The organism is Streptomyces rapamycinicus NRRL 5491, assembly GCF_024298965.1.
Taxonomy (GTDB): domain Bacteria; phylum Actinomycetota; class Actinomycetes; order Streptomycetales; family Streptomycetaceae; genus Streptomyces; species Streptomyces rapamycinicus.
On the sequence record NZ_CP085193.1, the window covers coordinates 1,744,842 to 1,770,838 of the forward strand.

At 72.5% G+C, this 25,997-nt stretch carries 22 protein-coding genes and 1 pseudogene; 13 read left to right on the plus strand and 10 right to left on the minus strand.

Annotated elements, in window-relative coordinates; genetic code table 11:
• Nucleotides 1–129 precede the first annotated feature (129 nt).
• Nucleotides 130–897, plus strand: a complete 768-nt coding sequence (locus LIV37_RS07065) for a DUF3761 domain-containing protein (protein ID WP_243146386.1) — start codon at nt 130–132, stop codon at nt 895–897.
• 61 nt (nt 898–958) lie between these two features.
• On the opposite strand, the gene LIV37_RS07070 is transcribed toward LIV37_RS07065, so the two are convergent.
• Nucleotides 959–1,873 carry a YceI family protein gene (locus LIV37_RS07070; RefSeq protein WP_020866411.1) on the minus strand — a complete coding sequence of 305 codons (915 nt, stop codon included), beginning with the start codon at nt 1,871–1,873 and terminating at the stop codon, nt 959–961.
• Between the two features lie 408 nt (nt 1,874–2,281).
• Between LIV37_RS07070 and LIV37_RS07075 the strand changes: the two genes are divergently transcribed.
• The 6 genes from LIV37_RS07075 (at nt 2,282) to fxsT (ending at nt 13,478) form a co-directional block, all read left to right on the plus strand.
• The gene (locus tag LIV37_RS07075; protein WP_020866412.1) at nt 2,282–4,183 is read left to right on the plus strand and encodes a sigma-54-dependent Fis family transcriptional regulator; all 1,902 of its coding nucleotides are present in this window, start codon (nt 2,282–2,284) and stop codon (nt 4,181–4,183) included.
• 66 nt (nt 4,184–4,249) lie between these two features.
• Nucleotides 4,250–4,807: a hypothetical protein gene (locus LIV37_RS07080; protein ID WP_020866413.1), complete on the plus strand. Its 558-nt coding sequence runs from the start codon at nt 4,250–4,252 to the stop codon at nt 4,805–4,807.
• Between the two features lie 69 nt (nt 4,808–4,876).
• The gene (locus tag LIV37_RS07085; protein ID WP_121825739.1) at nt 4,877–6,058 is read left to right on the plus strand and encodes a phosphorylase family protein; all 1,182 of its coding nucleotides are present in this window, start codon (nt 4,877–4,879) and stop codon (nt 6,056–6,058) included.
• Between the two features lie 384 nt (nt 6,059–6,442).
• Complete coding sequence (locus LIV37_RS07090) at nt 6,443–7,939, plus strand: VMAP-C domain-containing protein (protein WP_020866415.1); 1,497 nt, start codon at nt 6,443–6,445, stop codon at nt 7,937–7,939.
• Nucleotides 7,936–9,117 (plus strand): AAA family ATPase, encoded by a 1,182-nt coding sequence (locus tag LIV37_RS07095; protein WP_020866416.1) that lies wholly within the window; start codon nt 7,936–7,938, stop codon nt 9,115–9,117. Before LIV37_RS07090 ends, LIV37_RS07095 begins: the two co-directional genes overlap by 4 nt.
• Nucleotides 9,114–13,478: an FxSxx-COOH system tetratricopeptide repeat protein gene (gene fxsT / locus LIV37_RS07100; RefSeq protein ID WP_121825738.1), complete on the plus strand. Its 4,365-nt coding sequence runs from the start codon at nt 9,114–9,116 to the stop codon at nt 13,476–13,478. Before LIV37_RS07095 ends, fxsT begins: the two co-directional genes overlap by 4 nt.
• Nucleotides 13,479–13,567: 89 nt before the next feature.
• Here the strand turns inward: fxsT and LIV37_RS07105 are convergent, their stop codons facing one another.
• The 3 genes from LIV37_RS07105 to LIV37_RS07115 form a co-directional block, all read right to left on the minus strand.
• Nucleotides 13,568–15,418, minus strand: coding sequence for an HEXXH motif domain-containing protein (locus tag LIV37_RS07105; RefSeq protein ID WP_121825737.1), 1,851 nt, complete (start codon nt 15,416–15,418; stop codon nt 13,568–13,570).
• 6 nt (nt 15,419–15,424) lie between these two features.
• Nucleotides 15,425–15,598, minus strand: coding sequence for a hypothetical protein (locus LIV37_RS07110; protein ID WP_020866419.1), 174 nt, complete (start codon nt 15,596–15,598; stop codon nt 15,425–15,427).
• Between the two features lie 162 nt (nt 15,599–15,760).
• Nucleotides 15,761–16,105, minus strand: coding sequence for a DUF4232 domain-containing protein (locus LIV37_RS07115; protein ID WP_020866420.1), 345 nt, complete (start codon nt 16,103–16,105; stop codon nt 15,761–15,763).
• 49 nt (nt 16,106–16,154) lie between these two features.
• Between LIV37_RS07115 and LIV37_RS07120 the strand changes: the two genes are divergently transcribed.
• A complete protein-coding gene (locus tag LIV37_RS07120) occupies nt 16,155–16,508 on the plus strand; it encodes a hypothetical protein (protein WP_243146385.1) in 354 nt (117 codons plus the stop codon).
• A gap of 284 nt (nt 16,509–16,792) precedes the next feature.
• Nucleotides 16,793–17,212: a LysM peptidoglycan-binding domain-containing protein gene (locus LIV37_RS07125; protein ID WP_020866422.1), complete on the plus strand. Its 420-nt coding sequence runs from the start codon at nt 16,793–16,795 to the stop codon at nt 17,210–17,212.
• A gap of 88 nt (nt 17,213–17,300) precedes the next feature.
• Here LIV37_RS07125 and LIV37_RS07130 read toward each other — a convergent pair whose 3' ends face one another.
• Entirely contained in the window at nt 17,301–17,570 is a 270-nt protein-coding gene (locus LIV37_RS07130; protein WP_037952439.1) for a DUF1876 domain-containing protein, read from the minus strand.
• 32 nt (nt 17,571–17,602) lie between these two features.
• A pseudogene (locus tag LIV37_RS07135) lies at nt 17,603–18,250 on the minus strand (phosphoribosyltransferase); the annotation flags it as partial.
• A 79-nt stretch (nt 18,251–18,329) separates the two neighbouring features.
• Here LIV37_RS07135 and LIV37_RS07140 point away from each other — a divergent pair.
• Together LIV37_RS07140 and LIV37_RS07145 are read left to right on the plus strand one after the other, a co-directional pair.
• Nucleotides 18,330–18,569, plus strand: a complete 240-nt coding sequence (locus LIV37_RS07140; protein WP_020866425.1) for a hypothetical protein — start codon at nt 18,330–18,332, stop codon at nt 18,567–18,569.
• Nucleotides 18,566–19,324 carry a DUF72 domain-containing protein gene (locus tag LIV37_RS07145; protein WP_121826193.1) on the plus strand — a complete coding sequence of 253 codons (759 nt, stop codon included), beginning with the start codon at nt 18,566–18,568 and terminating at the stop codon, nt 19,322–19,324. Before LIV37_RS07140 ends, LIV37_RS07145 begins: the two co-directional genes overlap by 4 nt.
• A 56-nt stretch (nt 19,325–19,380) precedes the next feature.
• On the opposite strand, the gene LIV37_RS07150 is transcribed toward LIV37_RS07145, so the two are convergent.
• Genes LIV37_RS07150 through LIV37_RS07165 form a run of 4 tightly spaced genes read right to left on the minus strand, consistent with a single transcriptional unit; the run spans nt 19,381 to nt 23,697 of the window.
• Nucleotides 19,381–20,205, minus strand: coding sequence for a carbohydrate ABC transporter permease (locus tag LIV37_RS07150; protein WP_020866427.1), 825 nt, complete (start codon nt 20,203–20,205; stop codon nt 19,381–19,383).
• Entirely contained in the window at nt 20,202–21,110 is a 909-nt protein-coding gene (locus LIV37_RS07155) for a carbohydrate ABC transporter permease (RefSeq protein WP_020866428.1), read from the minus strand. The genes LIV37_RS07150 and LIV37_RS07155 overlap by 4 nt, the downstream gene beginning before the upstream one ends.
• Nucleotides 21,107–22,537, minus strand: coding sequence for an extracellular solute-binding protein (locus LIV37_RS07160; RefSeq protein ID WP_020866429.1), 1,431 nt, complete (start codon nt 22,535–22,537; stop codon nt 21,107–21,109). The genes LIV37_RS07155 and LIV37_RS07160 overlap by 4 nt, the downstream gene beginning before the upstream one ends.
• 32 nt (nt 22,538–22,569) lie before the next feature.
• On the minus strand, nt 22,570–23,697 hold the full coding sequence (locus LIV37_RS07165) for a carbohydrate kinase family protein (RefSeq protein WP_020866430.1): 1,128 nt from the start codon (nt 23,695–23,697) through the stop codon (nt 22,570–22,572).
• Between the two features lie 126 nt (nt 23,698–23,823).
• On the opposite strand from LIV37_RS07165, the gene LIV37_RS07170 reads away from it, so the two are divergent.
• Together LIV37_RS07170 and LIV37_RS07175 are read left to right on the plus strand one after the other, a co-directional pair.
• Nucleotides 23,824–24,585 (plus strand): DeoR/GlpR family DNA-binding transcription regulator, encoded by a 762-nt coding sequence (locus LIV37_RS07170; protein WP_020866431.1) that lies wholly within the window; start codon nt 23,824–23,826, stop codon nt 24,583–24,585.
• A complete protein-coding gene (locus LIV37_RS07175; RefSeq protein WP_020866432.1) occupies nt 24,582–25,934 on the plus strand; it encodes a 6-phospho-beta-glucosidase in 1,353 nt (450 codons plus the stop codon). Before LIV37_RS07170 ends, LIV37_RS07175 begins: the two co-directional genes overlap by 4 nt.
• Nucleotides 25,935–25,997 lie beyond the last annotated feature (63 nt).

Below are 25,997 nucleotides of genomic sequence, written 5' to 3' on the forward strand. Positions count from 1 at the left end.
GAGCCCAATCTATGCGCTGCCCACCGCCCCTCACTTCATCACAACTTGACCACATCTCCCACACAGACTCTTCAGCTTTCAACGAGCACGGTTACGGTCAACGTTCCGTGTATCACTCAAGGGGGGATCATGTCTCGGAATAACCACCCATCACCCGGTGAGGGTCGAAACAAGAAGAAGACGGCACTTGGCTGTGGATGTCTCAGTCTGCTGGGACTGCTCGTAATCGGAGGGATCGGAGCGGCGTTCGACGACGGCGACTCGTCGAAGAAGGACGACAAGCCGACCACCGTCGTCGCCAAGAGCGGCTCACCGTCGACATCCCCCAGCCCCTCCCCCACCCCGGTGCACACCACCGCGTCCCCGGCCGCGCGGAAGACCTCCGCTCCGACCGTGGTGAAGGTGAAGCTGCCCGACTTCACCGGCCGGGGCCTGCAGGACGCCCAGGACGCGGCGCAGGAGCTGGGGCTATACCGTCTGCGCAGCCACGACCTGACCGGGCGCGGCCGATTTCAGGTCTGGGACCGCAACTGGCGAGTGTGCTCACAGGACCCCAGCCCCGGCCGCGTTGACGAGGACAGCACGATCACCTTCAACGTGGTGAAGAACGACGAATCGTGCTCCTATCGGGCCGGCGCCTCGACAGGCGGCACCGATGGCGCAGACGGCTTGTCCTCCTCCGCCAGCGGTGGCGGATCGTCTTCCGGCGGATCGTCATCCGGTGGGACTTCCGGCGGATCGTCATCCGGTGGGACTTCCGGCGGATCGTCGTCCAGCAGCACGGGTGGATCGAGCAGCGGGGCCACGGCGCGCTGCAACGACGGCACCTACTCCTACGCCGCCCACCACCAGGGCGCGTGCTCGCATCACGGCGGTGTCGCCGTCTTCTACCGGTGATCTGACACGGCGATGGGGGCGGGGCCGCGGGCCCCGCCCCCATCGGTTACCGAGTGGCCGTCTACTCCGGCGGCGTCGGCGTGTCGTGGTTGCGGTACATCGCCTGGATGTCGAGCTCCAGCTTGACCGTGGGGCCGACCACCGCGATGCCGCGGGCGAGCATATTGCGCCAGTTCAGGGTGTAGTCCTCGCGGTGGAGTTCGGCCGTGGCGAGGGCGGCGCAGCGCAGTTCCTGTTCGTAACCGCCGTTGACGGCGCCGAGGTACGTGGTGTCCAGGGTCACCGAGCGGCTCACGCCGTGCATCGTGAGGGGGCCCTGGAGGGTCCACTTGGGGCCGCTGCGCCAGGTGAAGCGGTTGCTGGCGAAGTGGATCTCCGGGAAGTTGTCGACGTCGAGGAAGTCGGCCGAGCGCAGGTGGGCGTCGCGCGTGTTGTTGCCGGTGTTGATGCTGGAGGCGTCGATGACGACCTCGACGCGGGAGTCCTCCATCCGCTCGGCGATGTGGATACCGCCCCGGAAGCGGGTGAAGCGGCCGTGCACATTGGCCATGCCGACGTGGCGGGCGATGAAGCGGATCGCGGTGTGCGGCGGGTCGAAGAGCCAGGTGCCGGGCGGGGGGAGTTCGAGCTGCTGGGAGGGTTCCATCTGCACCCGGCGGGGAGGTTCGCTCTGGCCGGGGACGATGTCGACGGTGAGGCGGTTGGGCTGCAGACCGCTTCCGGTGAGCAGCACCGTGTACTGCCCGGGCTCGAGCGTGGCGAGGAACAGTCCATGCGGATCGGTGGTCGCTCTGGCCACCGTACGGGCGGCGCCACGCGTCTCGGTGACGGTGACCTCCACGCCGCCCAGGGCCTGGCCGACGGGGTCCAGGACCTCGCAGCTGAAGGCTCCGGCACCCACGGGCAGGTGGATCCTGAGTCCTGATCCGCGGTCCGGACGCTTGGTGCGCATGCGCCGGAGCAGTGCGAGGGGCATTGCAGTCATCTCACTAACGGTTTCTCTGGGGATGGGGGCGTGTCCATGATGAAGCCCCAGGTCGGGCTCCGGACGCCTGGGGGGTGGGTGTCAGCCGTGGCCGAGGATCTTCCGTAGCGCGCCGAGCAGCAACTGGCCGGGGCCGGCACCGGTTCCTCGCCCGCGAGGCTGGTGCAGAAGGCGGTGTTCCCATCAGCGGCCGCGGGGTGGCCAGGGCGGTGACCTGGTCCTCGACTGTATCCACTGCTTAAGGGCTCCTCTCGGTCCTCTCCCCGTCCTCTCCCCCGCGATGGCCGGTCGCGCGGCCCGATCGGTGATCGACGGCCGGCCATTGATGATCTTGTTCCAGAACCTGGACCCCGAGGTGTCTCATTTCGAAACAGTGGCGACGTATACGGTGGAGGCGTTGTGACGACCACCGACGACACCCCCGCCGACCCGGCCCTCTCGTCGCTGCGCCGGGCGCGCGACCGGTTCCTCAGCGGACGGCCACCGGGCGACGGGATCCCCGAGGATCTCGCCCAAGCCTGGCGGCGGGCGCGGTTCTTCGGCGTACCGCGCGATCTGGCGGCCCCGCCCAGGGTCCGGCCGCCGGTGGACTCACCGCTGCTGGCCGCGGCGCGCCCCGTGCTGGACCGGGTGGCGCCCACGCTGAGCGGTGCGATGGGGCTGGTGCTGGTCGACTCCCGCGGCCGGGCGCTGTGGTCGGGCGGCGGCCGTTACGCCGGTACGCCCGCGCCCGACGGGATGGCCGGTCTCGAACTGATGGCCGGTCTTGATCTGTCGGAGAAGGCGGTCGGGCACAACAGCGCCGCGCTCGCGCTGCGTACGGGACGCCGGGCCGAGGTCCACGGCCCCGAGCACTTCCTCGACCTGTGGCAGGAGGTGTCGGCGGTCAGCGTTCCGCTGTACGAGCCGGCGGCGGGCCGCCCGGCCGGCACCGTCACCGTGGTGGCACCGTTGGGCGAGGGCCGCACCGCCCACCCGGGCGCGGCGCTCGCCGAGGCCACCGCGTACGCGGTCGAGACTGAGCTACGGGGCCGGGCACGCCCGCCGGAGCGGGTGCTGCTCGACGCGTATCTGCGGCAGCGGGCCGAGGGGGCGGCGGTGGTGGCGCTCGACGGCAGCAGCCGCCTCGTCAGCCCGGAGGCCGCGCGGCTGCTGTCGCACGAGACGCTGGCATGGCTGGAGCGGCATGCCACGGCCCTCCGCAGGGACGCGGATACGGGACCGGCGGCGGGGCCGGATACGGGACCGGCCACGGGGCCGGAGGAGCACGCACCGGAGGAGATCCCCGTACCGGACGGCGGGATCCCCCTACCGGGCGACGAGATCCCCGTGCCGGACGGCGCCGGGCTCACCGTAAGGATGACGCGCCTGGTGCACGGAGACGAGGTCATCGGGGCCGTGGCCACGGTGTGCACGGCGGCCCGGCGGGCGCGGTCGGCGGAGCGGCGGCGGGGTCATGACCGGCTCCCGGGGCTCGTGGGCACGTCCCGGCCCTGGCGGCTGACCGTCTCCCGGGCGACGGAGCTGGCACGGGCCGTGGAGCCGCTGCTGCTCATCGGCGAGCCGGGCGTGGGCAAGACCGCGCTGGCCCGCGCCCTGCTCGGCCCGCGGGGCACGGCCGCGCCGCGGATCGTCGACGCCGCCGAGCAGGTGCCCGGCGAGGTCCCGCGCTGGTGTCACGCGCTCGCGGAACTCCCGGAGCCGGAGGGGGACGGCGGCGCGCCGCCGCTGCTCCTGCGCCACGCCGAGCGGCTGGGCCAGTCCGATGTGGCGGCGCTGCTGTCGCTGCTGGCGGAGCGGCCCGCGGTGCCGCTGGTGGCGACGCACACCCCGGGCGCGCCCACCGGTCCGTGTCTGAGCCGGCTGCTGGGCATCCTCGCGGCCCGGTCGGTGACGCTGCCGCCGCTGCGGGAACGGGTGGAGGACATCCCGGCGCTGCTGGCGGGCCTCGCCCGGCGCCCCTCCCCCGGACGTCCGCCGCTGACGTGGAGCCTGGACGCCCGCCGGGCGCTGGAGCAGCACACCTGGCCGGGCAATGTGGCCGAACTCGCCCATGTCGTACGGGAGGTGACCGAGCGCCGCCGCGCCACCGGGCCGGTGCGGCGCGAGGAGCTGCCGTACGGACTGCGGGTGCCACCGGCCACCCGCCGGCTGAGCGGTATCGAACGGGCGGAGCGCACCGCGATCCTGGAGGCACTGCGCCGGCACGGTGACAACAAGGCGCGGGCCGCCGAGTCCCTGGGCATCGGCCGGGCCACGTTGTACCGGAAGTTGCGGGCGTACGGAATGGACCAGGCGTAGCGGCGGAAACAGTCACCAGGGGGGCCGGTCACACCGCAGCCGGTCATGGGCCACGGAGGGGGCACGGTGACGCGAGACAACAGCACCGAGAGCGAGGCGGTCACGGGCAGGCTGCTGATCCTGGAGTACGAGCAGGTGAAGGAGGAGCAGCGGGCACGGATCGGGTTCCGCGACAATCTGCTCTACGCGACGCTGGCCGCGATGGCCGCCATCATCACCTTCTCCCTGCAGAGCCATGGGCGCCCGGAGCTGCTGTTGCTGCTGCCCCCGGCGTCGGCGCTGCTGGGCTGGGCGTATCTGGTCAACGACGAGAAGATATCGGCCATCGGACGGTATGTCCGGCAGGATCTGGGGCCCCGGCTGACGGCGCTCGCCCCGGGTCGGCCACCGGTGTTCGGCTGGGAGCGGGCGCACCGCGACGACGGCCGCCGGGTCTCCCGCAAGCGGCTGCAGCTCGCGGCGGATCTGCTGCTGTTCACGGTGGCGCCGATCGCCGCGCTCATCGTGTACTGGACGTCGGAGCCGGTGCGGGCGGTGCTGCTGGGGGTGTCGGTGGCGGAGGTGGCGCTGGTCGTCGTGCTGGCGGTGCAGATCGTGCTGTACGCGGATCTGCACCGGCCGTGATGTGGGATGACCCGTGGGAGCTCGTCGGGCTCCGTAAGGTGTCGGCAAGGGCAGTCCTAGGGGGTATCCGTGGGCGCTGGGGGCAATGGGGGTGCGGGGCGGGCCGATGTGGTGGTCCTGACCGCGCTGGAGGTCGAGTACCGGGCGGTGCGCGCCCATCTGGAGGATCCGCGTCCGGTCCAGGCGGAGCGAGGCGCCGTGTTCGAGCTGGGGGTGTTCCGCGAGGAGTGCACGGAGCGGACGGTCGCCATCCATATGACGGGTCCGGGGAATCCGGGTGCCGGGGTCTCGGTCGAGCGGGCGGCGGCGCTCTTCGCGCCCCGGGCGGTACTGTTCGTGGGGGTGGCGGGCGGCCGCAAGGATGTCGTGCTGGGCGATGTGGTGGCCGCGGACGCGGTGTACGACTACGAGACCGGCAAGGACACCGAGGCGGGGTTCCTGCCCCGGCAGAAGACCTATCAGTCGACGTACGGGCTGGTGCAGCTGGCCCGGCTGGTGGCGGCGGCCGACGCGTGGCAGCGCCGGATCCGCCCGGGGGACGACGCGCCGCGCCCCCGGGCCCATGTGAAGCCCCTCGCGGCGGGCGGCCGGGTGGTGGCGCACCACCGCTCGGACGTCGGGCTCAGGCTCGCGGCCGGTGCGGGTGACGCGCTCGCGGTGGACATGGAGGGCTTCGGCTTCCTCGCCGGCGCGTATGCCAATCAGCAGCTGGACGCCCTGGTGATCCGCGGCATCTCGGATCTGCTCGGGGACAAGGGCGAGGCACACGACGAGCGCTGGCAGCCGGTGGCCTCCCGCAACGCGGCCGCCTTCGCCTTCGAACTGATCGGCCGCATCCCGGCGGCAGACCCTGTGGCGTCCCGGCCACTCGCCGCCGGTACGCGATCCCTCGCCGCCGGCACGCGATCCCTCGCCGCCGGCACGCGGCCCCTCGCCACCGGTACAACGCCCGCGGGCTCCCGGCGGCGCAGGCTGACCATCCGTGACCTCGGCGTACTCGCGGACACCCTGCTGGCCGTGGACGGGATGACCTCCCCCGCGCGCTGGCAGCAGCTGCTCGACGAACTGCCCACCGTCGGCACCGCGGTGGGCCGTCAGTCGGCGAGCCGCGCGGAGGCCCTGTCCCTGCTGCGCGTCTGTGAGGCGCGGCGGGCGATGGGCGAACTGGTGGAGGTGGTCGCGGTGCTCGCGCCGGACGACCCGGCGGCCGCCGAACTCGCCCGGCGTGTCGAGGAACTCGGATTGGAGTGACCCTCCTCACCCTGCCGTCCCGGCGGGCGAGGGCCCCGGGCCACCGTCCCCCGCACCCTCCCCGAGCCGCCCAGGGGCGGCGTCCCCCGCGCGAGCTCACCACAACCGTCCAGGTGGGCCCCTGAGGAGGACGGCCCTCCGCCTCGCGGTCGCCGCGGGCGCGGGCTCCCCGCTCCGCCGCCGGGAGGTGTCCCGGCGGCGGCGGGGCCCGCCCCGGGCGCGGGGGACGGTGCCACGGACATACTCGCCAGGGGTGTCACGAGAGGCTTGCGGGGCATACAAGTTGTCCCGGAGTCCCGGCGGGTGGCACCCGTGTGTGGCAGGGTCTCCGGCGGGATCATCGGCGGCGGGGACCGATGATGCGGCCTCGGGGGAGGGCACGGCATGGCGGCCATGGGGGAAGGTGGCCTGAAATCGGTCGGCAACCTCGTCACGGCGTTGAAGGAGTTCCGCTGTCTGACGGATCCGGATCTGCGCACGCTGTGTCTGGATCTGGTCGCCATGGAGCTGGAGATGACCAGCGTCCCCGTGCGGGCCCACCGGGTGACCGACTACTTCCTGGTGGAGCTGGCCCGCGAATGCCTGGAAAACGTGCGGATCATGCACGCGCTACGCGCGTCCCTCGCGGTGATGGCGGCGGCGGACGAGGACGCGATCAAGCGGCTCGACTCGGTCATGGAGCAGATGACGGCCCGTCCGGCGCTGCCCGAGACCGCCATCGCGAAACTGCGGTCGCTGCTGGAGGAGCTGGAGATCGAGCAGCTGGGCCAGTTGTGCCGTACGGCGGCGGGCCCGCTGCAGGACGTTCCCGCGGTCACCGGCCCCTGGCACGCCTTCGAGGTGCTCAGCCGGATGAACGCGCAGCCGGGCGGGCTGCCGCCGGGGCTCGCCCTCGTGGAGTACCTCGCGGCGGCGGCGCGTCCGCTGCAGAGGGCCGACGCGCTGCGCGACTGGGCCGATGAGCGGGCGCGCGAGCTGGGCCTGACGCCCCAGCTGCGGTCGCTGCGGCAGCAGGTGGGGCATGCCGCCCCGGCCGGTCCGGTGGACGCCTATCTGGTGATCCGGCTGCTGCCGCAGGAGGAGGCCGGGGCCTACGAGCTCTCGTCCTGGCACCAGTACGACCCCACCGGCTGGCATCCGGTCCGCGGCCCGGTCACCCGGGTCACCGCGGAGACCGCGGAGCGGGCGGTCCAGACGCTGGTGTACCAGGCGGCCGAGGACTGGGAAGACGCCCGCGCGGTCCACATCGAGTTCATGCTCGGCCCGGATGACCTGAATCTGCCGGTCCACCGCTGGCGTCTGGAGCTCGACAGCGAGCTGCCCATCCCGCTGTACATGCACTACCCGGTGGTCGTACGGAGCCTGGAGCGCAGCCGGACCAAGCGCTGGCACCGGGAGTGGAAGCACCGCTGGAACCTCCTCGACCAGCAGCCCGAGCGCGCCAAGCAGCTCGTCGTGGACGGCGAGGACCCGGACAGCCCGCGCTCCGGCGACCCCACCGCCCTGCTGGCCCGGCTCAAGGCCGATCCGCAGGTGGTCGCCCTGGTCCTGACCTCGCCCCCGGGCGTCACGCCCGAGGGCACCTCGGAGGCGCTGACCGCCTGGCGGGCCGGGATTCCGCTGGTCGCCTGGGACGGCCGGGCGACCCGAGCCCCCGGCTTCGTCCAGCAGCTGAGACAAAATCAGGCCGACGCCAGCGGGAACCTGGCACGGCTCCGCGAAGCCGTGACAGAGTTACGTCTGGACGCCCATACGATCGACTCCGCGGAGCGGGAGCATCACCTGGGGCAGCACGTGGTGCTCGTTTGGGACGACCCGACCCGTCCCGTGGAACCGCAAGGGCGCATTACGGGGCCGGACGAGGGGGTGGGTGGTCGATGAGCGACGAAGAGCCTGCGCGACGCCACAACGGACGGATCCACCAGGATTCCGGTTCCGCCTCGGCCGCCCTGCCGTCCGGGATACCGCGCCCCTGGTGGATCTACCAGGGCACCGGGCGCCCGCTGCACGATGTGAGCCTGGAGGAAATCCTTCCGCCGCCGCCCCCGTGGCGCGCCTTCGGCGGGGTCTCGGCCTGCCCGGTCGAGGGCAACGGCCGGTCCGGCGCGTTATCGGACGCGGACGACGCCCCGACCGAGCCCCCGGCGCCGCCGGAGGACGAGCACGACGCCGCCCGGCGGCTGGGCGCGGCTCCCCTCGGGGTGCGCTCCGACCCGGAGGAGGCCGACCTCGTCAACGCGGCGCTGATCCTCAGGCGTCCCCTTCTGGTGACCGGCCGCCCGGGCACCGGCAAGTCCACGCTGGCGTACCGCATCAGCCGGGAGTTGGGCCTGGGCCGGGTGCTGCGCTGGCCGATCACCACGCGTTCGACCCTGCGGTCCGGGCTTTACGGCTACGATGCCGTCGGCCGTGTGCACGCCGCCGCGGCCGGCCAGGCTTCGGAGGGGGACACGCACGAACCCGGACCGGAGGACATCGGCGACTTCCTCCAACTCGGGCCGCTGGGCACGGCGATGCTCCCGCACCGCCTGCCGCGCGTCCTGCTCATCGACGAATTCGACAAGAGCGATATCGATCTGCCCAATGACCTCCTCGACATCTTCGAGGCCGGCGAGTACGCCATCCCCGAGCTGGTGCGCGTCCGCAGGCGCCGCCCAGCCGTATCGGTCCTCACCGACGACCCGGAGCGCAGTACCGTCATCGCCTCGGGGCGGGTGCGCTGCCGCGCCTTCCCCGTCGTCGTCATCACCAGCAACGGCGAGCGGGAGTTCCCGCCCGCGTTCCTGCGGCGCTGTCTCCAGCTGCGGCTGCCCGACCCGGACGCGGACCGGCTCGCCGCGATCGTGGCCGCGCATCTGGGGCGGGCCGACGATCCGCGTGCGCGGGAGCTGATCCAGATGTTCCTCGAGCGCAGCGAGCGCGAAGGTGGCCTCGCCGCCGACCAGTTGCTCAACGCGGTGTATCTGGTGACGTCCCAGTCACATGTTCCGGGGCCCGAGTGGGAGGAGCTACTGCAGGCCGTCTGGCATCGGCTGGACAGCGCAGCGGGCTCGACATGACACACGACCCAGGCGGCAGGTCCACCGGGCCGGGCCCACGGGACCTCGACTGGCGGCAGCTCGCCGACGCCCTGTGGCTGGCGGTCTGCAAGGCCGAGACGGACCGTGGCCCCGGACCGCCGGACCCCGGCCCCCTCCCCGGGACACCGGAGGCGGACGCCCCGCCGCCCGGTGACGAGCCGTCGGACGAGCCGCGGCAGGACCGGCGGGGGGAGCGCCCCTCGTCCGGACCCGAGGCGGCGCCCCCGGTGCCGGAGCCGCCGCTCCCCGCGGAGCTGGTCGGCGTCTCCGCGCCGCCCGGCGAGGCGGAGCCGACGACCGTCGCGGAGGCCTTCGTGCCCGCGCGCCGGCCGTCCGCCGACGGGCCGCCGCTGCCCGAGCGCGCCCTGTCCCGGGCGCTGCGGCCGCTCAAGCGCACCGCGCCCTCGCCGGTCGAGACGGAGGTCGACGAGGAGGCCACGGCCGAGCGCGCGGCGCGCGATGGGCTGTGGGTGCCCGACCTGGTGCCCGTGCGCGAGCGCTGGATGGACGCCGTCCTGGTGGTGGACGGCGGCAGTTCGATGGTGGTGTGGCGGCGGACGGCCGCGCATCTGGTCACCGTGTTGCGACGCACCGGCGCCTTCCGGGATGTGCGGGTGCACCGGGTGAACACCGACCATCCGTTACCCGAGGAGGACCGGTCGCCGGTGGCGGGGATGGCGCCGCGCGGCAAGCGGACGGTGCTGGTGCTGACCGACGGCATCGGCGCGGCCTGGGGCGATGAGAGCGCCCAGCGCGCGCTGGCCGGCTGGGCGCGGCACGCGTCGGTCGCGGTTCTGCACGTCTTACGGCAGGGCCGCTGGCACCACACCGGGGTGGCGCCGGAGCGGGTGCGGGTGCGGATCCCGGAACCGGGCGCCCCCAACGGCACCTGGCGGCGGGCGGACGGCGGCTCCTGGCCGGGCGGCGCACCGCCGGTCCCGGTGCTGGAGCTGGACGCGCGGTGGATGGCCAACTGGGCGCGGCTGGTGGCCCGCCCGCCGGCGCGCGGCCAGGACACGATGGCGCTGCTGCCCGGGGCGCCCGCCGAGCGCTGGGATCCCGAACCTGAGCCGAGCGCCTGGGACCGCGTCTTCCGGTTCCGCGCCACCGCCTCCCCGAGCGCCTTCCGGCTGGCGTCCCGGCTGGCCGCGGCCCCGTTGAACATTCCCGTGATGGAGTTCGTGCAGGGCATCCACCAGCCGGAGGGCAGTCCGGGCGATCTGGCCGAGGTTCTGCTGGGCGGGCTGCTGCGCAAGGTGGGGACCGCCGACCCGCTGGACGAGACGGGCATCGGCTACGAGTTCCACGACGGGGTGCGCGAACTGCTGCTGTCGGCCGGGATGCGGGACGAGTCGCTGTACATCCTCGGCAGCGTCCTGGACCGGCTGGGCCGCCGCTGGAAGCCGCTGCTGATGCTGCGGGATCTGCTCAACCACCCCTCGGGCTCGGTGGGGGACCTTCCCAGGACGGAGCGGCTGCTGCCGTACATCCGCCTGCAGGAGCAGGTCTACCAGGCTCTTTCGGGGCCGTACCTGGAGGGTGCGCGCTCCTTTCGCGCCCTTGTCCTGGCCCATCAGGCGCTCGCCCGCTCGGGGGAAAGCCCGCCCGATCCAGTTGAAGACGCATCACACAGGGGAAAATATGTGGTCTCCGAGGCGGTTGCGGCCATGACTGACTCCACGACTCCCCGACCAGACCCGCTGTCCCAGGCCGACGATTCACCATCCCCGCCGGCGCACGGCTCGCCGGGCCCGGCGGGGGAGCATCTGAGAGGAACATTTGTGTCCGTGACCGCTGCCCGGACCCTGCCCACCGTGGAGGAGCGCCAGCCCGGGGAACCCCCGTCCATTTGGGGAAATGTACCGCCCCGGAACAACAACTTCACCGGGCGGCAGACGTTGCTCGACACTCTCCACGAACGGCTGAAGAGCGAGGGCACCGCCGCCGTGCTGCCCGAGGCCCTGCACGGGCTGGGCGGGGTGGGCAAGTCACAGATCGCCCTGGAGTACGTCCATCAGCACGCCGCCGACTACGACGCGGTGTGGTGGATCCCGGCCGAGCGCCCCGAGCAGATCCGCCAGGCGCTGGTCCAGCTGGCCGACCGGCTCGGGCTGCACGCGGGCATGGAGGCCAACACGGCCGTGCCCAGCGTGCTCGACGCGCTGCGCACCGGGCGCCCGTGCCGCAACTGGCTGCTGGTCTTCGACAACGCCGAGGAGCTGGAGACGGTCCGGCCGTTCTTCCCCGCGGGCGGGCCGGGCCGGATCCTGGTCACGTCGAGGAACGCCCAGTGGTCGCGCGCCGCCCGCACCGTCGAAGTGGACGTCTTCGAGCGGGAGGAGAGCATCGAGCTGCTGCGCCGCCGGGGGCCGGAGCTGCCGCGCGAACAGGCGGACCGGGTCGCCGACGCCCTGGGGGACCTTCCGCTGGCCATCGAGCAGGCGGCCGCGTGGCTCACCGAGACGGGAATGCCGGTCGACGAGTATCTCCAGGTCTTCGAGGACGAGCGGGCCGATGTCTCCACCCGCCGCAATGAACTGCTGGCGGCGGGCGTTCCGGTGGACTACCCCGAACCGGTCGCCGCCGCCTGGAACATGTCGCTGCGGCGGCTGGCCGAAACCCATCCGGGTGCGCTCCAACTCCTCCAGATGTGCTCGTTCTTCGCGCCCGAGCCGGTCTCCCGCCGGCTCTTCTCGGGCGTGCGCGGGGTGTCCCTCTCCCCCGAGCTCTCGGAGGTGCTGCAGGATCCGATCAAGCTCGGTCACGCGATCCGTGAGATCAACCGCTACGCCCTGATCAAGATCAATCACCGCAGCAACACGATCGAGATGCACCGGCTGGTGCAGGCCGTGCTGATCGGCCAGATGTCCACCCAGCAGCAGGCGGACATGCGGCACAGCGCCCATGTGCTGCTGGCCTTCGGCGACCCCAACGACGTGGCACCCCCGAACTGGGGGCGGTACGCCGACCTCCTCTCCCATGTCCGGGCGTCGCGCGCGATGGAGTGCGATGACAAATGGGTGCGGCAGATGGTCCGGAACCTGGCCCGCTTCCTCCATGTCTGGGGCGACCACGAGGGCGCGCTGGAGCTCGCCACCCAGGTGCGCCGGCAGTGGGTGGAGAGGCTCGGCGAGGACAGCGCGGAGACGCTGGCCATCTCCCGGACCCTGGGCCACGTCCTGACCGTGCTCGGCCACTTCGACGAGGCCTGGGAGCTCAACCGCCGGACGCTGGAGCTCCAGCGCGCCAAAGACGGCGACGACCACGAGAACACCCTGGTGACTCAGGGAGCGGTCGCCGTCGACACCCGCTACCAGGGTGACTACGCGCGCTATGTGGAGCTGGAGAAGGACCGCTGGACCAGGACCCTGCGGCTCGCCGGGGACGAGGACCCGTACTCCATCGCCGCGACGAACGACTACGCCGTGGCGCTGCGCGCGGCGGGGGACTACGAGCGCGCCCGGCAGCTGGACGAGAGCGCCCGGCGCACCGCTGGTCTGGTGCTCGGCGAGGACGCCCTGCTCACCATCCTGGTGGAGGCCAACCTCAGCGTCGACGTCCGCGAGGGCGGGGACTACCTGGCCGCCCGCGACATGCTGGAGCAGACCTGCGCCCGCGCCCGCCAATTGTTCCCGCCGAACACGCCCACCGTGGTCTACGCCCTGCGCAACCTCGCCGTGGCGCGGCGTAAGGCGGGCGACCACGAGGGCGCGCTGGACCTCAGCCGGGAGGTGCTGGAGCGCTACCGGCTGCGCTACACCGAGCCCAACCTCCACATCACCACCACGGCCTTGGCCCTCTCGATGGATCTGCGGCAGACCGCCGATCTGGAGGGTGCCCGTGAGCTCGGCCGGAAATGTCTCGACGATATGCGCGTCCTGCTGGGGGAACGGCATCCGGCGGCCCTGGGCGCGGCGATCGACCTCGCCGTGACGCTGCGGCTGCTGGGCGAGACGGACGAGGCTCTGGCGCTGAACAAGGAGACGCTGCCGGTGCTCGTCGAGCGGCTGTCGGCCGACCATCCCACGGCGCTGGCCTGTGCCATCAACATGGCCAGCGACCACTACACCCTCGCGGACTACCAGGAGGCCCACGACCTGGACTCCGAGACCCTGGCGGCCTGCCGGTCCGGGCTCGGTGAGGACCACCCCACCACGCTCGCGTGTGCGGTCAATCTGTCGGGGGATCTGCGCGCGCTGGGCGAGGGCAGGCGGGCGGAGGAGCTGCACCAGGACGCGCTCGGCCGGCTGCGCCGGGTGCTGACGGCCAACCACCCGGCGACGGTCGCGGCGGCCCGGGGCATCCGGGCGGACTGCGATGCCGAGTCGATCTCCATCTGAACCGGCGTCCTCCAGCTGAACCGGCGTCCGCGTCGCCGTCGCGGGGCCCGTGCCGCGCGCCGTTCGCGGGGCCCCGTACCGCGCGCCGTTCACCCGCGTGTACGGGTCCCGATCCACCGCGCCAGCGCCACCGGATCGGGACCCGTGCCCGGCGCGGTGCGCAGCTCACGGTGGACGGCCAGGGCCAGTTCGGGGTGGTTGAGCAGGGTCGTCCTGGCCGCGCCGTCCGGCAGGGCGAGCGCGAGCCCCGCCCATGCCGCGATGTCGTCCGGGTCCGCTTCCAGGCGGGCCCGGTAGCCGCACAGCGCGGCCGTGGTGTCCCCCGCGGCCCACTGGAGGTCGGCCCGGTCGATGGCGTCACCGCCCCCGGGCAGCCCCGCTCCCCCGGACAGCCCCCCGGACAACTCCGCTCCCCCGCTCTCGCACAGCCGGTCGAAGCCCGCCGGGTCCGCGAGCCGGAGCCGGGCGAGCGCGGGGCGCGCCGGCGCCTCGGGGCGGGTCGGCCGGACCGAGGTCCCGGGCGGCTCCCCGGGAGGGTCGGTCCGCTCCCGCCAGGCCCGCGCCCAAGCGGCGGTCGGCTCCGGGTCCGCCGCCAGGTGGCGCATGCGGTGGACGAGCCGGTGGTCGTGGATCAGATCCGCCGCCAGGCGCGCCGGTACGGAGGGCACCCGCTGCGCGAGCCACAGGGTCAGCCGCTCCTCCAGCCGGCGGAGGAACTCCTCGCCCCTGCGCGGCAGTTCGGCGTGGGTGAGGAGCGTGCGCAGCCCCGCCGCGGTCTGTGCCCGGCGCAGGGCGAACTCGAACGCGGCGGTGTCCCGGGCCGGGCCGGGCTCGGCGCGCCGCAGCCGGTCCCACCAGAATCCGGTCACGCCCAGGAACGCGTACACCCCCTGGAGGAGCCCGCGCAGCGGTCGCGGATCCAGCCGCCAGGGCGCGTAGTGGATCTCCTCCAGGCCCCCTTCGATCAGGGGCACCAGGTCCATCAGGGCGCTGAGTTTGATGTGCTGGGCCTCGTGCACCAGCGCGGCGGCGAGGGTCAGCGGGTCCGTGGCCCCGCTGAGCAGCACGCAGCCGTACGCCTCCGGCGATGAGGCGCTGAACGGTTCGGGCCAGGCGGCGTACGGCACGGGCACGACGGAGGACAGGCAGGCGGCGATTCCCCGCGGGTCCACCTGACGCTGCTCCGAGACCAGCCGCCACGCATTGCCGAAGCTCTCCTGCCAGCCCCGCCACTCTTCGTCGCCGAGCCGCTCGGGCTCCCGGATCCGGAGAAAGTCGCGATAGGGGTCGAGGTCGTCGACAAGGGGGGCGCACACAATCCCCTCGTGTTCTCCGCGCAGCCGCCGCAGTCCGTGCCAACTGGGAGCGTCCTCGGAGAAGTCGGCGGGCAGTATCACCGAATACGGGCCGGATAACACCGCCGCCTTACGGCCGTTCACGACGACCTCGGCGACATCGGTGGTGTCCGGAATGCGGGCGAATCCCAGGGCCGGCAATATCACCCCGCCCTCGCGCACCGGAACGGTGCCGCGAAAGTCGATTCCGGCGAGAAGAGCGGCCGAGGCGGCTATGGCATGCAGATGACCCACCGCGCTCCACAGTGGCCCGTCCCCCGATTCCAGACCGCGCAGCCTGCGCAGACAGCGGTTGAGCCACACCCCCACGGAAGGGTGCAGCAGCAGCGTCTCCGTGGCGGCCGGGGAGCGGTGCTCGGCCCTGATCAGCAGGTGCCAGGCGTCCCGGGGCGGGGGAAGGGGGCCGGGCAGGGCGGGGTGCGCGGAGGCGATGTCCACCAGGGCGCGCAGCAGGAGCATGGCCCGGCTGCGCTGCCCCGACCTCAGTTCGGCGATGGCCGCGGGGCCGCCGGAACCCCGCGCCAACTCGGCGAAACCCTCCGCCGATAAACGATGGTTGAGGCCCCGCGTGGCGGAGGACGTCATAGCCGCCTAACTCACACAGGGTTCCGACGTCGACGAGTTGCCGATCGTCGGCGGGCGCTGGACGATGTCGAGCAGCCGCTCCGTCACCGCGGAAATCCCTTCGTGCCGCTCGAGGTCTTCGAGTGTCGCCCCCGAAAGGTCCAGTAGCTCCGTCTCGACCTCGGTCGCGACTCGCTCCATGACACCGTCCCCCTCCGGACGCTCCCTAACGGCTCATATGAGGCATCCCTATGGTGGCCTACCCCTAATGATTGCGAAAGGGTGAACACGGCCAGTCGACGCCTGCGTTGTCAAGATTTTCGGACACTTTCGCGCGCCCGGGAGCCCCCCGATATGCCGGTGTCATCCACCCGTTCCGGATCGCGTCGTCTCGACCTCGAACACGCCTCCGCACACCCGGAACGACCGGGCCGAGACGTTCATCGCGTCGAAGGAATCCGGCGGGTAGACCCGGATCCGGGCCGCGGTGCGCCGGCACGGGGTGTCGTTCATGCCCTCGTTGAGCGTGTGCAGACTGCTCGAGGCGCTGCCGCCGGGCGGCAGGGAGACCGGGGAGCGGGTGGGTCCGCGCCGGGTGGCGGGATCGCCGATCACCGCACCGGTGGAGTCGAGCAGCGAGACACCGGGGTATCCGGTGAGGGTGCAGGTCGTGGCGGACTTGTTGGTGAACACCAGGGGCAGGTACACATTCCCGGCACCTGTGTCCATCCGGCCGGCCGCCAGCGTCAGCTGCGCCTTGGAGCAGACACGGCGCACCCCGGACGCGGCGGCGGGACGTGAGGAGGACGGGCGCGAGGGCCCCGCCGAGGGCGGAGGGGACTGCGCGGTCCGCGAGGTGGGCCGTTCGTTCCGGGAGGAGCCGCTCCCGGCGGAGGCCGAGGAGGCGGCCGAAGGGGAGGAGGGTGGCGCGGCGGAGGAGGCGGAGGTGACGGACGAGGCGCGCCGCGCGGAGTCCCCGTCCCCGGTGTCGCTGCCGCACGCGGTGACCGTGGCCAGCGCGCCGAGCAGCAGGGCGCATAAGACGGGTGGCCGGGACCGCGCCGCCGCCGTGCGCCGAGTCGTCCGCCGAGGAGCCGAACCGTTCCGTTGACTCATGTGACTCATGAGCGACCTCCCGAGGTCAGCCGTCTGCCGGGTGCCACCGGCATCGAGGGCGGGTGCCCCGATGCCTCCCGTGCATCCCCCCTGGGACTCCCTTCCCCGCGCGCGGGCTCTTATGTACGGGGCACATTGATCGCGTCGGCGCTCAAATTCCTCACATTGGATTCTCTACCGCAAACATCCGAACACCTTGTCCAAGCCAGAACCCTGGGATTACTGTTCGGCAGCCATCGCACTCGCCAACTGCCGCACCAGGACAGGAAGAAGGACTCCATGGCCGCACGCGGACGTCATCGCCGGCCCCGGCCCCACCGTGTCTCCCGCACCTCGCTCGCGATCACGGCGGGCGGCGCCGGCGTCGCCCTGCCGCTCATCGGCATCGGCCAGGCGAACGCCGCCTCAGCCCCCACGCCCACCTCGCCCACCCCGACCGCCACCACCGTCTCGGCGGTCACGACCACGAGGGCCGAACCGCTGCTCATCGTCCCGAAGGCCGTGCCCGAACCACCGTCCAAGGCGCAGCCCCGGGCCGGGTCGTACACCGTCGTCCGCGGCGACACCCTCTCCCGGATCGCGGACCGGGAGAGAGTGGCGGGCGGCTGGGAACAGCTCTACGAGATCAACCGCCAGGTCATCGGCGCCGACCCGGATCTGATCCGGCCCGGCCAGCAGCTCACCCTCGGCCACCGCTGAACGACCCCGCACCCCGGGCAGCGCATACGCACAGGAGCCTCCGCCCGCGGTGGGCCACCGCGGCGGACGCTCCTTCGCCGGGGCGGCCTTACATCACCAAATGCGCCTTGGAATGGGTGACTTCCTCAATGTCGCCGCCCGCCTTGCCGATCAGCCGGTGCGCCAGATTGGTCAGTGCCCGCGCCGCCGCGATCTCCTCGCCGACCCTCGGCTGTGCCGGGTCGTCGGGGTTGCGGTTGGCACGGCCCTGGGCCAGCATCTCCGTGCCGTCGTGCATCCTCAGCCGGACGACCGCTTCGGTCAGCGGACCGATCTCACGGAACTCCATCTGAATGTCGCATCCCACGATCGTCTCCATCGCGCTCACCTCCTGCATCACCTTCCAGGATGCGCCTCACCGGTCTCTCCGGTCGACCGGGACAGCAACTCCACCACCTCGTCGTCCGCGGTCTGCGAGAAGTCCTCGTACCACTCCCCCACCGCCGCGAAGTCCGAGGGGGTGGAGAGTGCCACCACCTCGTCCGCGTCCGCGCGCAGCGCGGCGACCGCGTCCGGCGGCGCCACCGGCACGGCGAGGACCACTCGCGCGGCGCCCTGGGCCCGTGCCACCCGGCAGGCGGCCTGGGCCGTGGCGCCGGTCGCGATGCCGTCGTCCACGATGATCACGGTGTGGCCCTCGGCCGCGATCCGCGAGCGGCCCTGCCGGAACCGGCGCGCCTTACGGGCCAGCTCCTCCCGCTCGGTCCGCTCCACCTCGGCGAGGTCCTCCTCATCGGCCCTGCTCATCCGGACGATCGCCTCATGGATGACCCGTACGTCGCCCTCGCCGATGGCGCCGAACCCCAGCTCCCGGTGGTAGGGGACGCCGAGCTTACGGACGATGATCACATCCAGGGGCGCATGAAGCGCCCGGGCCACCTCGAAGGCCACCGGCACCCCGCCCCGCGGCAGCCCGAGCACGACCGGTTTCTCATCCGCCAAGGGGCGCAGCGCCTCGCCGAGGCGCCGCCCGGCGTCCGTCCGGTCGGTGAAGATCATGGCTCGCCCCCGCTTCTGGAGGATTCGTACGGCCGGTGGCCGGGGCGCGCGGATACCGGAGACCCGGCACCCTGGAGGTATGGAGAACGCCACAGGCCCGGACGAGTCCGGTTACCCCGTCTTCGTCGAGTCAATCGAGGCCGACGGCCGCTACCGGCTGGTGCGGCTGCGTGGCCTGGGGTGCGAACCGCTGGAACGGGAGGAGTTCGAGCCGCGCGTCCGGCAGGTCTTCCCCGGCATCGACCTCGACGACCCGGCCCAGGTGCACTGGGAGGACCGGCCCGGGCAGTGGCCGCCCTGGCATCCGGGCGAGGCATGACCGTCCTGATCGGCACCTCGGGGTGGCAGTACCGGGACTGGCGCGGCCGGCTCTACCCCGAAGGCTGTCCGCAGCGGCTGTGGCTGGAGGAGTACACCCGCGCCTTCGCCACGGTGGAGAGCAACAACGCCTTCTACCGGCTGCCCTCGTACGACCAGTTCGCCACCTGGCGGGAGCGGCTGCCGGAGGGCTTTGTGATGGCGCTCAAGGCGAGCCGCTACCTCACCCACATCAAGCGGCTGCGCGATCCCGAGGAGCCGGTGGAGCGGCTGATGTCCCATGCTGCCGGGCTCGGCGACCGGCTGGGCCCGGTGCTGGTGCAGCTGCCGCCCACCCTGCGGGCCGACGGCGAGCTACTGGACCGCTGTCTGGGCTGCTTCCCCTCCGGGACGCGGGTGGCCGTCGAACCGCGGCACGCCTCCTGGTGGACCGAGGAGATCCGCGCGGTGCTGGAACGCCGCTCGGCCGCACTGTGCTGGGCCGACTCCGGCTCCCGACCGGTCACCCCGCTGTGGCGGACCACCGGCTGGGGGTATCTGCGCTTCCACGGCGGTCTCGCCCGCCCGGCCCCGCGCTACGGGCGCCAGGCGCTGACCACCTGGGCACGGCGGATCGGGGACACCTGGCCGGCCGACGCGGAGGTCTACGCGTACTTCAACAACGACACGGGCGGGGCGGCGGTGCACGACGCGGCCGTCTTCGCCCGCGCCGTGGCCCGCCTCGGCCGCCCGGTCAGCCGCACCCCCTCGGCTTAGGGTCCTTCTGGCGGATCTCCGTGGAAGAAGGACCCTGAGCCCGGTGCCCGCCGGGCTCACTCCTTCACCGCCCCGCCCAGCATGCCCTCGATGAACCGGCGCTGCAGTGCCACATAGACCACGACCACCGGCAGGGCGATGAGCACCGAGGCCGCCGCGAGCAGCGCCGCGTCGGAGCTGTGCTGGCCCTGGAAGAAGGCGAGGCCGAGGGGGACCGTGCGATGGGCCTCGTCGCTGACCATCACCAGGGCCATCAGGAACTCGTTCCAGGTCCACATGAAGGTGATCACGACCATGGTGGAGATCGCCGGGCGGCCCATCGGGACCAGCACGCGCCACAGCGTGGTCCAGGTGTTCGCCCCGTCGATCCGGGCCGCCTCGATGACCGCCCGGGCGCTGCCGCGGAAGTACGTGCGCATCCAGAAGACCCCGAAGGCCAGGGACTGCGCGGTCTGCGGCAGGATCAACGCCCAGTAGCTGTCGGTGAGTTCGGCGTAGCGCAGATCGAAGTAGAGCGGGACGATCAGCGCCTCCTGGGGCAGCGTCAGCCCGATCACGAAGAGGTGGAACAGCACCGTGGAGCCGGGGAAGCGCATCACCCCGAAGGCGTACGCGGCGAGGATGGCCAGCACGGTGGTGGCGGCCACCACGACCGCCGTGACCAGCACCGAGTTCCCCAGATAGGTGCCGAAGTGGCCACGGCTCCAGGCGTCGGTGAAGTTGCTCCAGTGCAGACCGTCCTTGGGAGTTGAGAAGCCGGTGTCCAGGGAGCTCTGTGAGCCGAAGGCCGTGGAGAGGATGCCGATCACGGGGGTGAGGGCGATGACGGTGAAGAGGGCGAGGATGCCGTAGGTGACGTTGCGTTCCAGGCGTGTGGTCATGCCCGCCGCCCTTCCACGAGCCGGGAGACCGTGACGGTCAGGACGAAGATCAGGACCGTGAGGGCCACGCCGACGGCGGCGGCCGAGCCGACCTGGTTGCTCTCGAAGGCCCGGTGGTAGACCTCGTAGGCGGGGACGGAGGTGGCGTTTCCGGGGCCGCCGCTGGTGGTGATGTAGATCAGATCGAAGTTGCGCAGCCCCGCCACGATGGTCAGGGTCAGCGCCACCGCGATCTGTGGCCGCAGACCGGGCAGGGTGACGGTGCGGAACTCGCGCAGCGGTCCGGCGCCGTCCATCCGCGCGGCCTCGTACAGCTCGCGCGGGATGCGCTGGGCTCCGGCGAGGAAGAGGACCATGCACAGCCCGGTGCCGACCCAGGTGCCGACGACGCCGACGGCGGGCAGCGCCCAGGTGTAGTCGCCGAGCCAGGGGCGGGCGAGGCCGCCGAGGCCGACGGCGCGGAGGACGTCGTTGAGCAGCCCGTCGGGGGCGAGGATCGAGCGCCAGGCCACGCCGACCACGATCAGCGCCAGGACCTGCGGCAGGAACAGGACCGTACGGAAGAAGGTCATCCCCCGGACCCGGGCCCGGGTCATCACGGCGGCCAGCAGCAGCCCGATGGCCACCGGCAGGGCCGCGTAGAAGACGAGCAGCAGCAGCGCGTGGAGGAAGGGAGCGCGCAGGCTCGGATCGGTGAACAGCGCGCGGTAGTTGTCGAATCCGGCGGGGGTGGCGACCGTCAGCCCGTCCCAGTGCACGAAGGACAGCCACACCGACTGCCCGAAGGGGTAGAGCAGGAAGACGGCGTACACGATCAGCGCGGGCAGGATGTAGAGGTAGCCGATGGCGCGCGGCTCACCGGGTGCGCGGCGGCGGTATGCCCTGGTCAGGGCGGCGAGCCTCATCGGGGCCCCGCCGAGGCGTGCTGCTCGCGCTGCTTCTTCCGATACGCGCCGTAGTCCTTCTGAAGGGTCGCGGCGAAGCTGTCCGGGGAGGTCTTGCCGCTGACCACGCCCTGGAGGGCGGCCGAGAGGGTGTCGTAGAAGGTGGGGGTGGAGTAGTCCAGGTACGGGACGAGTCCATCGGCGGCGCTCAGCCGCTTCCACCCGGCGATCATCTGGCCGTCGGCGCTGTCCGGGCTCACGCCCGCCGCGGCCTTCGCGGGGACGGCGGGCAGCACTCCGTGCCGGGTCATCACGTCCGCGGCGTGCGCGTCGGTGAGGAAGTCCAGATAGGCGGCGGCCACCTCCGGGTGGCGGGAGCGGGAGGTGATGGACCAGGCCAGGCCCTGGCCGCCGGTGGTGACGGGGTCGCCGCCGGCCTTGGCGGGCGGGGGCGGCACGATGCCCAGCTTGTCCCCCATGGGCTTCTTCAGGTCGGCCAGCTGCCAGGTGCCGGTCAGCAGATACGCGCCGTCGCCGGAGGCGAACTTCTTGGCCGCGTCGTCGTAGCCGAGGCCGTTGGCGCCGCCGGGCAGATAGCCGCGCTTCGCCCAGTCGGCGAGGGTGGCCGCGGCGTTCTTGGTGGCGGCGTTGTCGAAGCCGTCGCCGCGGCCGAGGACGGTGTCGCGGGCGTCGGCGGCGCCGAGCTGGTCCTGCAGCACCCCGAAGGTGTGGATGGCGGGGTACTTGTCGAGGTTGCCGAACTGGATCGGCAGCTCGCCGCGGTCCTTGAGCCGGGCCAGGCCGTCGGTGAACTCACCCCAGGTGCGCGGCGGCTGGAGCCCCGCCTTCTGCAGCACGTCCTTGTTGTAGTAGAGGCCGATGTACTCGCCGGTCTGGGAGATGCCGTACAGCCGCCCCCTGCCGAAGTCGTTGCCGTCGGCTGAGACCCGGTTGAGGCCCAGCAGGGTGGCGGGGTAGCGGGTGTTCCAGTCGTAGATCCCGGCGTAGTTGTCCAGCGGGGCGAGCAGCCCGGCCCGGACGAAGGCCACCATGTCGGGGTAGCCCTGATTGGCCTGGATGACATCGGGCGGATGGTTGCCGGAGACGGCCAGCTTCAGGGTGGTCTTCAGATCGGTGAAGCTCCGGGCGACCCGCTTGATCCGCACATTGGGGTACTTCCGCTCGAACTCCCGGTTCAGCTGCTGTATCTCGCCGTTGGTCCCGCCGCGTATCTCCTGGTCCCACACGGTCAGCGTGGTCTTTCCGGCCTTCGCCGGATCGGGTATGGCGGTGGCCGCGCCGGTCCCGGCACCGGCGGCCCCCGAGCCGTCGGTGCCGGGGACACACCCCGCGGCGAGCAGGACGACGCCGATGGCGAGCGCGGCCGGGACGACTCTGCCGCGTGTCCGGCGCGCCCCGGTACGGGCCAGTTCCATGGGGTTCTCCATGGGGTTTCTCCTCGATGCGGTGATCAGGACCGTCAGGACCGTTGGGCACTGTCATGCACCCGGAAACCGATGGTGGGCAGGGCCCGCAGCCGTGGGCAGCCGCGCACCCGGTCCGGGATCAGATCGCCCAGGAAGGCGTAGCGGCGGGCGAGTCCGGCCGCGTCCGCCCCGCCACCGGCCGCCCCGCGCGCACGGTTCCACCAGGCGGCCACCTCCGGCCAGCCGGGCGCGGCCAGGGAGCCGCCGAAGTGCTGGACGGAAAGGGCGGCGGTGAGGTTGGCGAAGGCGAGCCGGTCGGCGAGCGGCCAGCCCGCGAGCGTGCCGGTCATGAATCCGGCCACGAAGACATCGCCCGCCCCGGTCGGGTCCAGCGCGTCCACGGGCAACCCGGGCACCTCGGCGCGCTCCCCGGTGAGCGAGTCGATGGCCACGGCGCCCTCGGCGCCCCGGGTGACGACGGCGATCGGCACCAGCTCCGCCAGCGCGCGCACCGCCCGCTCGGGGCTGTCGGTGCGGGTGTAGCGCTGGGCCTCTGCGGCATTGGGCAGGAAGGCGTGGGCGTAGGGCAGATCGGGGAGCGCGGCGGGGTCCCAGCGGCCGGTTTCGTCCCAGCCGACATCGGCGAAGATCTTGCTGCCCCGGGCGTGCGCCCGGCGCACCCAGTCCTCCTGGCGCCCCGGTTCGAAGGTGGCCACACAGGCGCGGGAGCGGGGCGGCGCGCCCCGGACGGCGGGCGGCGGCGCCGGGTGCTCATGGGTGACCATGGTGCGCTCGCCCTCGTACGCCATGGAGACGGTGACCGGGGAGTGCCAGCCGGGGACGCGGCGGGAGGGGGTGAGGTCCACGCCCTCGCCGAGGGCCAGACTCTCCCAGCAGTAGTCGCCGTAGACATCGGTGCCGAAGGCGGCGGCGAGCGTGGTGTGCAGGCCCAGCCGGGCCAGGGCGGTGGCCATGTTGGCGATGCCGCCGGGGCTCGATCCCATACCGCGCGCCCAGGACTCGGTGCCGCGGACGGGGGCGTGGTCGAGCCCGGTGAAGATGATGTCCAGGAACACGGTGCCGGTGAGGTAGACGTCGTGCTCGGGGTCCGTGGAGGCGCGCAGCGCCGCGAGCGGGTCGATCGGGTGGATCGGATCGGGGGTTCCGGCCGTGGTGCTCACCGACGTGCCTTTCCTTGTGCGGCAGGGCCTGATGTGGCGTGAGCGAAACCTTGCACCTCACCCGGGATGAATGCAAGAGGTCGATCAGAGTCGCGCACACTCGCTCATCTGCAGTACGTTGCCACCATGCTGCGAGAGAGCCGCCACGAGAAGCTGCTGAGCATCCTCGGTGAGGAGGGCGTGCTGCCCATCGGGGAGATCGCCACGCGTCTCGGCGTCAGCGGGGCCACGGCCCGGCGGGACATCACCGAACTGGGCCGGGCGGGGCGGCTCACCCGGGTCTACGGCGGCGCGGTGGCGGCGCCCACTCAGGACGAGGAGCGCCCGTTCAGCGAGGTGGTGGTCGACGACCTGGCGGACAAGGAGGCCGTGGCCCGCGCCGCCGCCGAACTGGTCGCGGACGGCGATGTGCTGCTGCTGGACATCGGCACCACCACCCTCCAGCTCGCCAAGCTGCTGCGCGGCCGCCCGGTCACCGTGGTGACCAGCAATCTCGCGGTCTACGACGAGCTGCGCGACGACCCAGAGGTGACCCTGATCCTTTTGGGCGGGCAGGTGCGCGCCAACTACCGCTCCGTGGTCGGCTTCCTCACCGAGTCCAACATCCGCCAGCTGCGGGTCGGCCGGCTCTTCCTCGGCGCGAGCGGAGTGCTCCCCGACGGCAGCGTGCTGGACAGCACCCATGTGGAGGTGCCGGTCAAACGGGCCATGCTCGGCGCGGCCCGGGAGGTGGTGCTGCTGGTCACCGCGGGGAAGTTCCCCGGTGACACGGGCCTCGCCCGGATCTGCGGACCGGAGGGCATCGACACCCTGATCACCAACAAGACCTCCGACCCGGCGACGCTCGCCGTGTTCCGCGAGGGCGATGTGGAGGTAGTGACCGTATGAGGCTGACCGTGCTGGGCGGCGGAGGGTTCCGTATGCCCCTGGTGTACCGGGCGCTGCTCGATGACACCGGGGACGCGGCGGGACGCTGCACCGAACTGGTGCTGTACGACACCGACCAGCGTCGGCTGGACGCGATCCGCGCGGTCCTGGCCGAACAGGCCACGGGCCGCCCCACCGCCCCCGCGGTCCGGGCCACCACCGATCTCGACCAGGCGCTGCGCGGCGCCGACTTCGTCTTCTCGGCCATCCGCGTCGGCGGTCTGGAGGGCCGGGCGAACGACGAGCGGATCCCGCTCGGCGAGGGGGTGCTGGGGCAGGAGACCGTCGGCGCGGGCGGGGTGCTCTACGGGCTGCGCACCCTGCCGGTGGCGCTGCGGATCGCCGAGCGGATCGCCGCCGTGGCCCCGGACGCCTGGGTCATCAACTTCACCAACCCGGCGGGCATGGTCACCGAGGCGATGCAGCGGGTGCTCGGCGACCGGGTGATCGGCATCTGCGACTCCCCGGTCGGCCTGTGCCGCCGCGCCGCGCGGGCGGTCGGCGCCGATCCGGACCGGGCCACGTACGACTATGTGGGCCTGAACCATCTGGGCTGGCTGCGCCGGGTGGTGGTGGACGGCCGGGACCGGCTGCCGGAGCTGCTCGGCGACACCGGCGCCCTGGAGTCGTTCGAGGAGGGCAAGCTCTTCGGCGCCGAGTGGCTGCGGGCGCTGGGCGCGCTGCCCAACGAGTATCTGCACTACTACTACTTCAACCGGGAGGCGGTGGCCTCGATCCGGCAGGCCCCGGCCACCCGTGGCGAGTTCCTCCGCGACCAGCAGGCCCGGTTCTACGAGACGGCGGGCTCGGGCGCGCCCGGGGCGCTCAGGGAGTGGGAGCGCACCCGGCTGGAGCGCGAGGCCACGTACATGGCGGAGAGCCGCGAGGCCACCGGCGGCTGGGAGCGCGACTCCTGCGATCTGGACGGCGGCGGCTACGACCGGATCGCGCTGGCCATCATGCGGGCCATCGCACGCGACGAGCGCGCCACGCTGATCCTCAATGTGCGCAACCGGACGGCCGTCCCCGGTCTTGACGAGGACGCCGTGGTGGAGGTGCCCTGTCTGGTGGACGCGGGCGGGGCGCGGCCGCTGGCGACCGGCGCGGTGGCGCCGGACCAGCTCGGCCTGATGCTGTCGATCAAGGCGGTGGAGCGCTCGGCCATCGAGGCGGCCACGACCGAAGCGGGCAGCGATTCGGGCATCGCCCGCAATGCGGCCCTGCGGGCCCTGGCGCTCCACCCGCTGGTGGACTCGGTCAAGGTCGCGGGCCGGATTCTCGACGCCTCCGGGGCGCTGACCTCCTCTTAGCACATGTCCGTTCGGGCATTCCCCAGTATCTGAACCCGCCCGGACGGGCTCCGTTCACGCCCT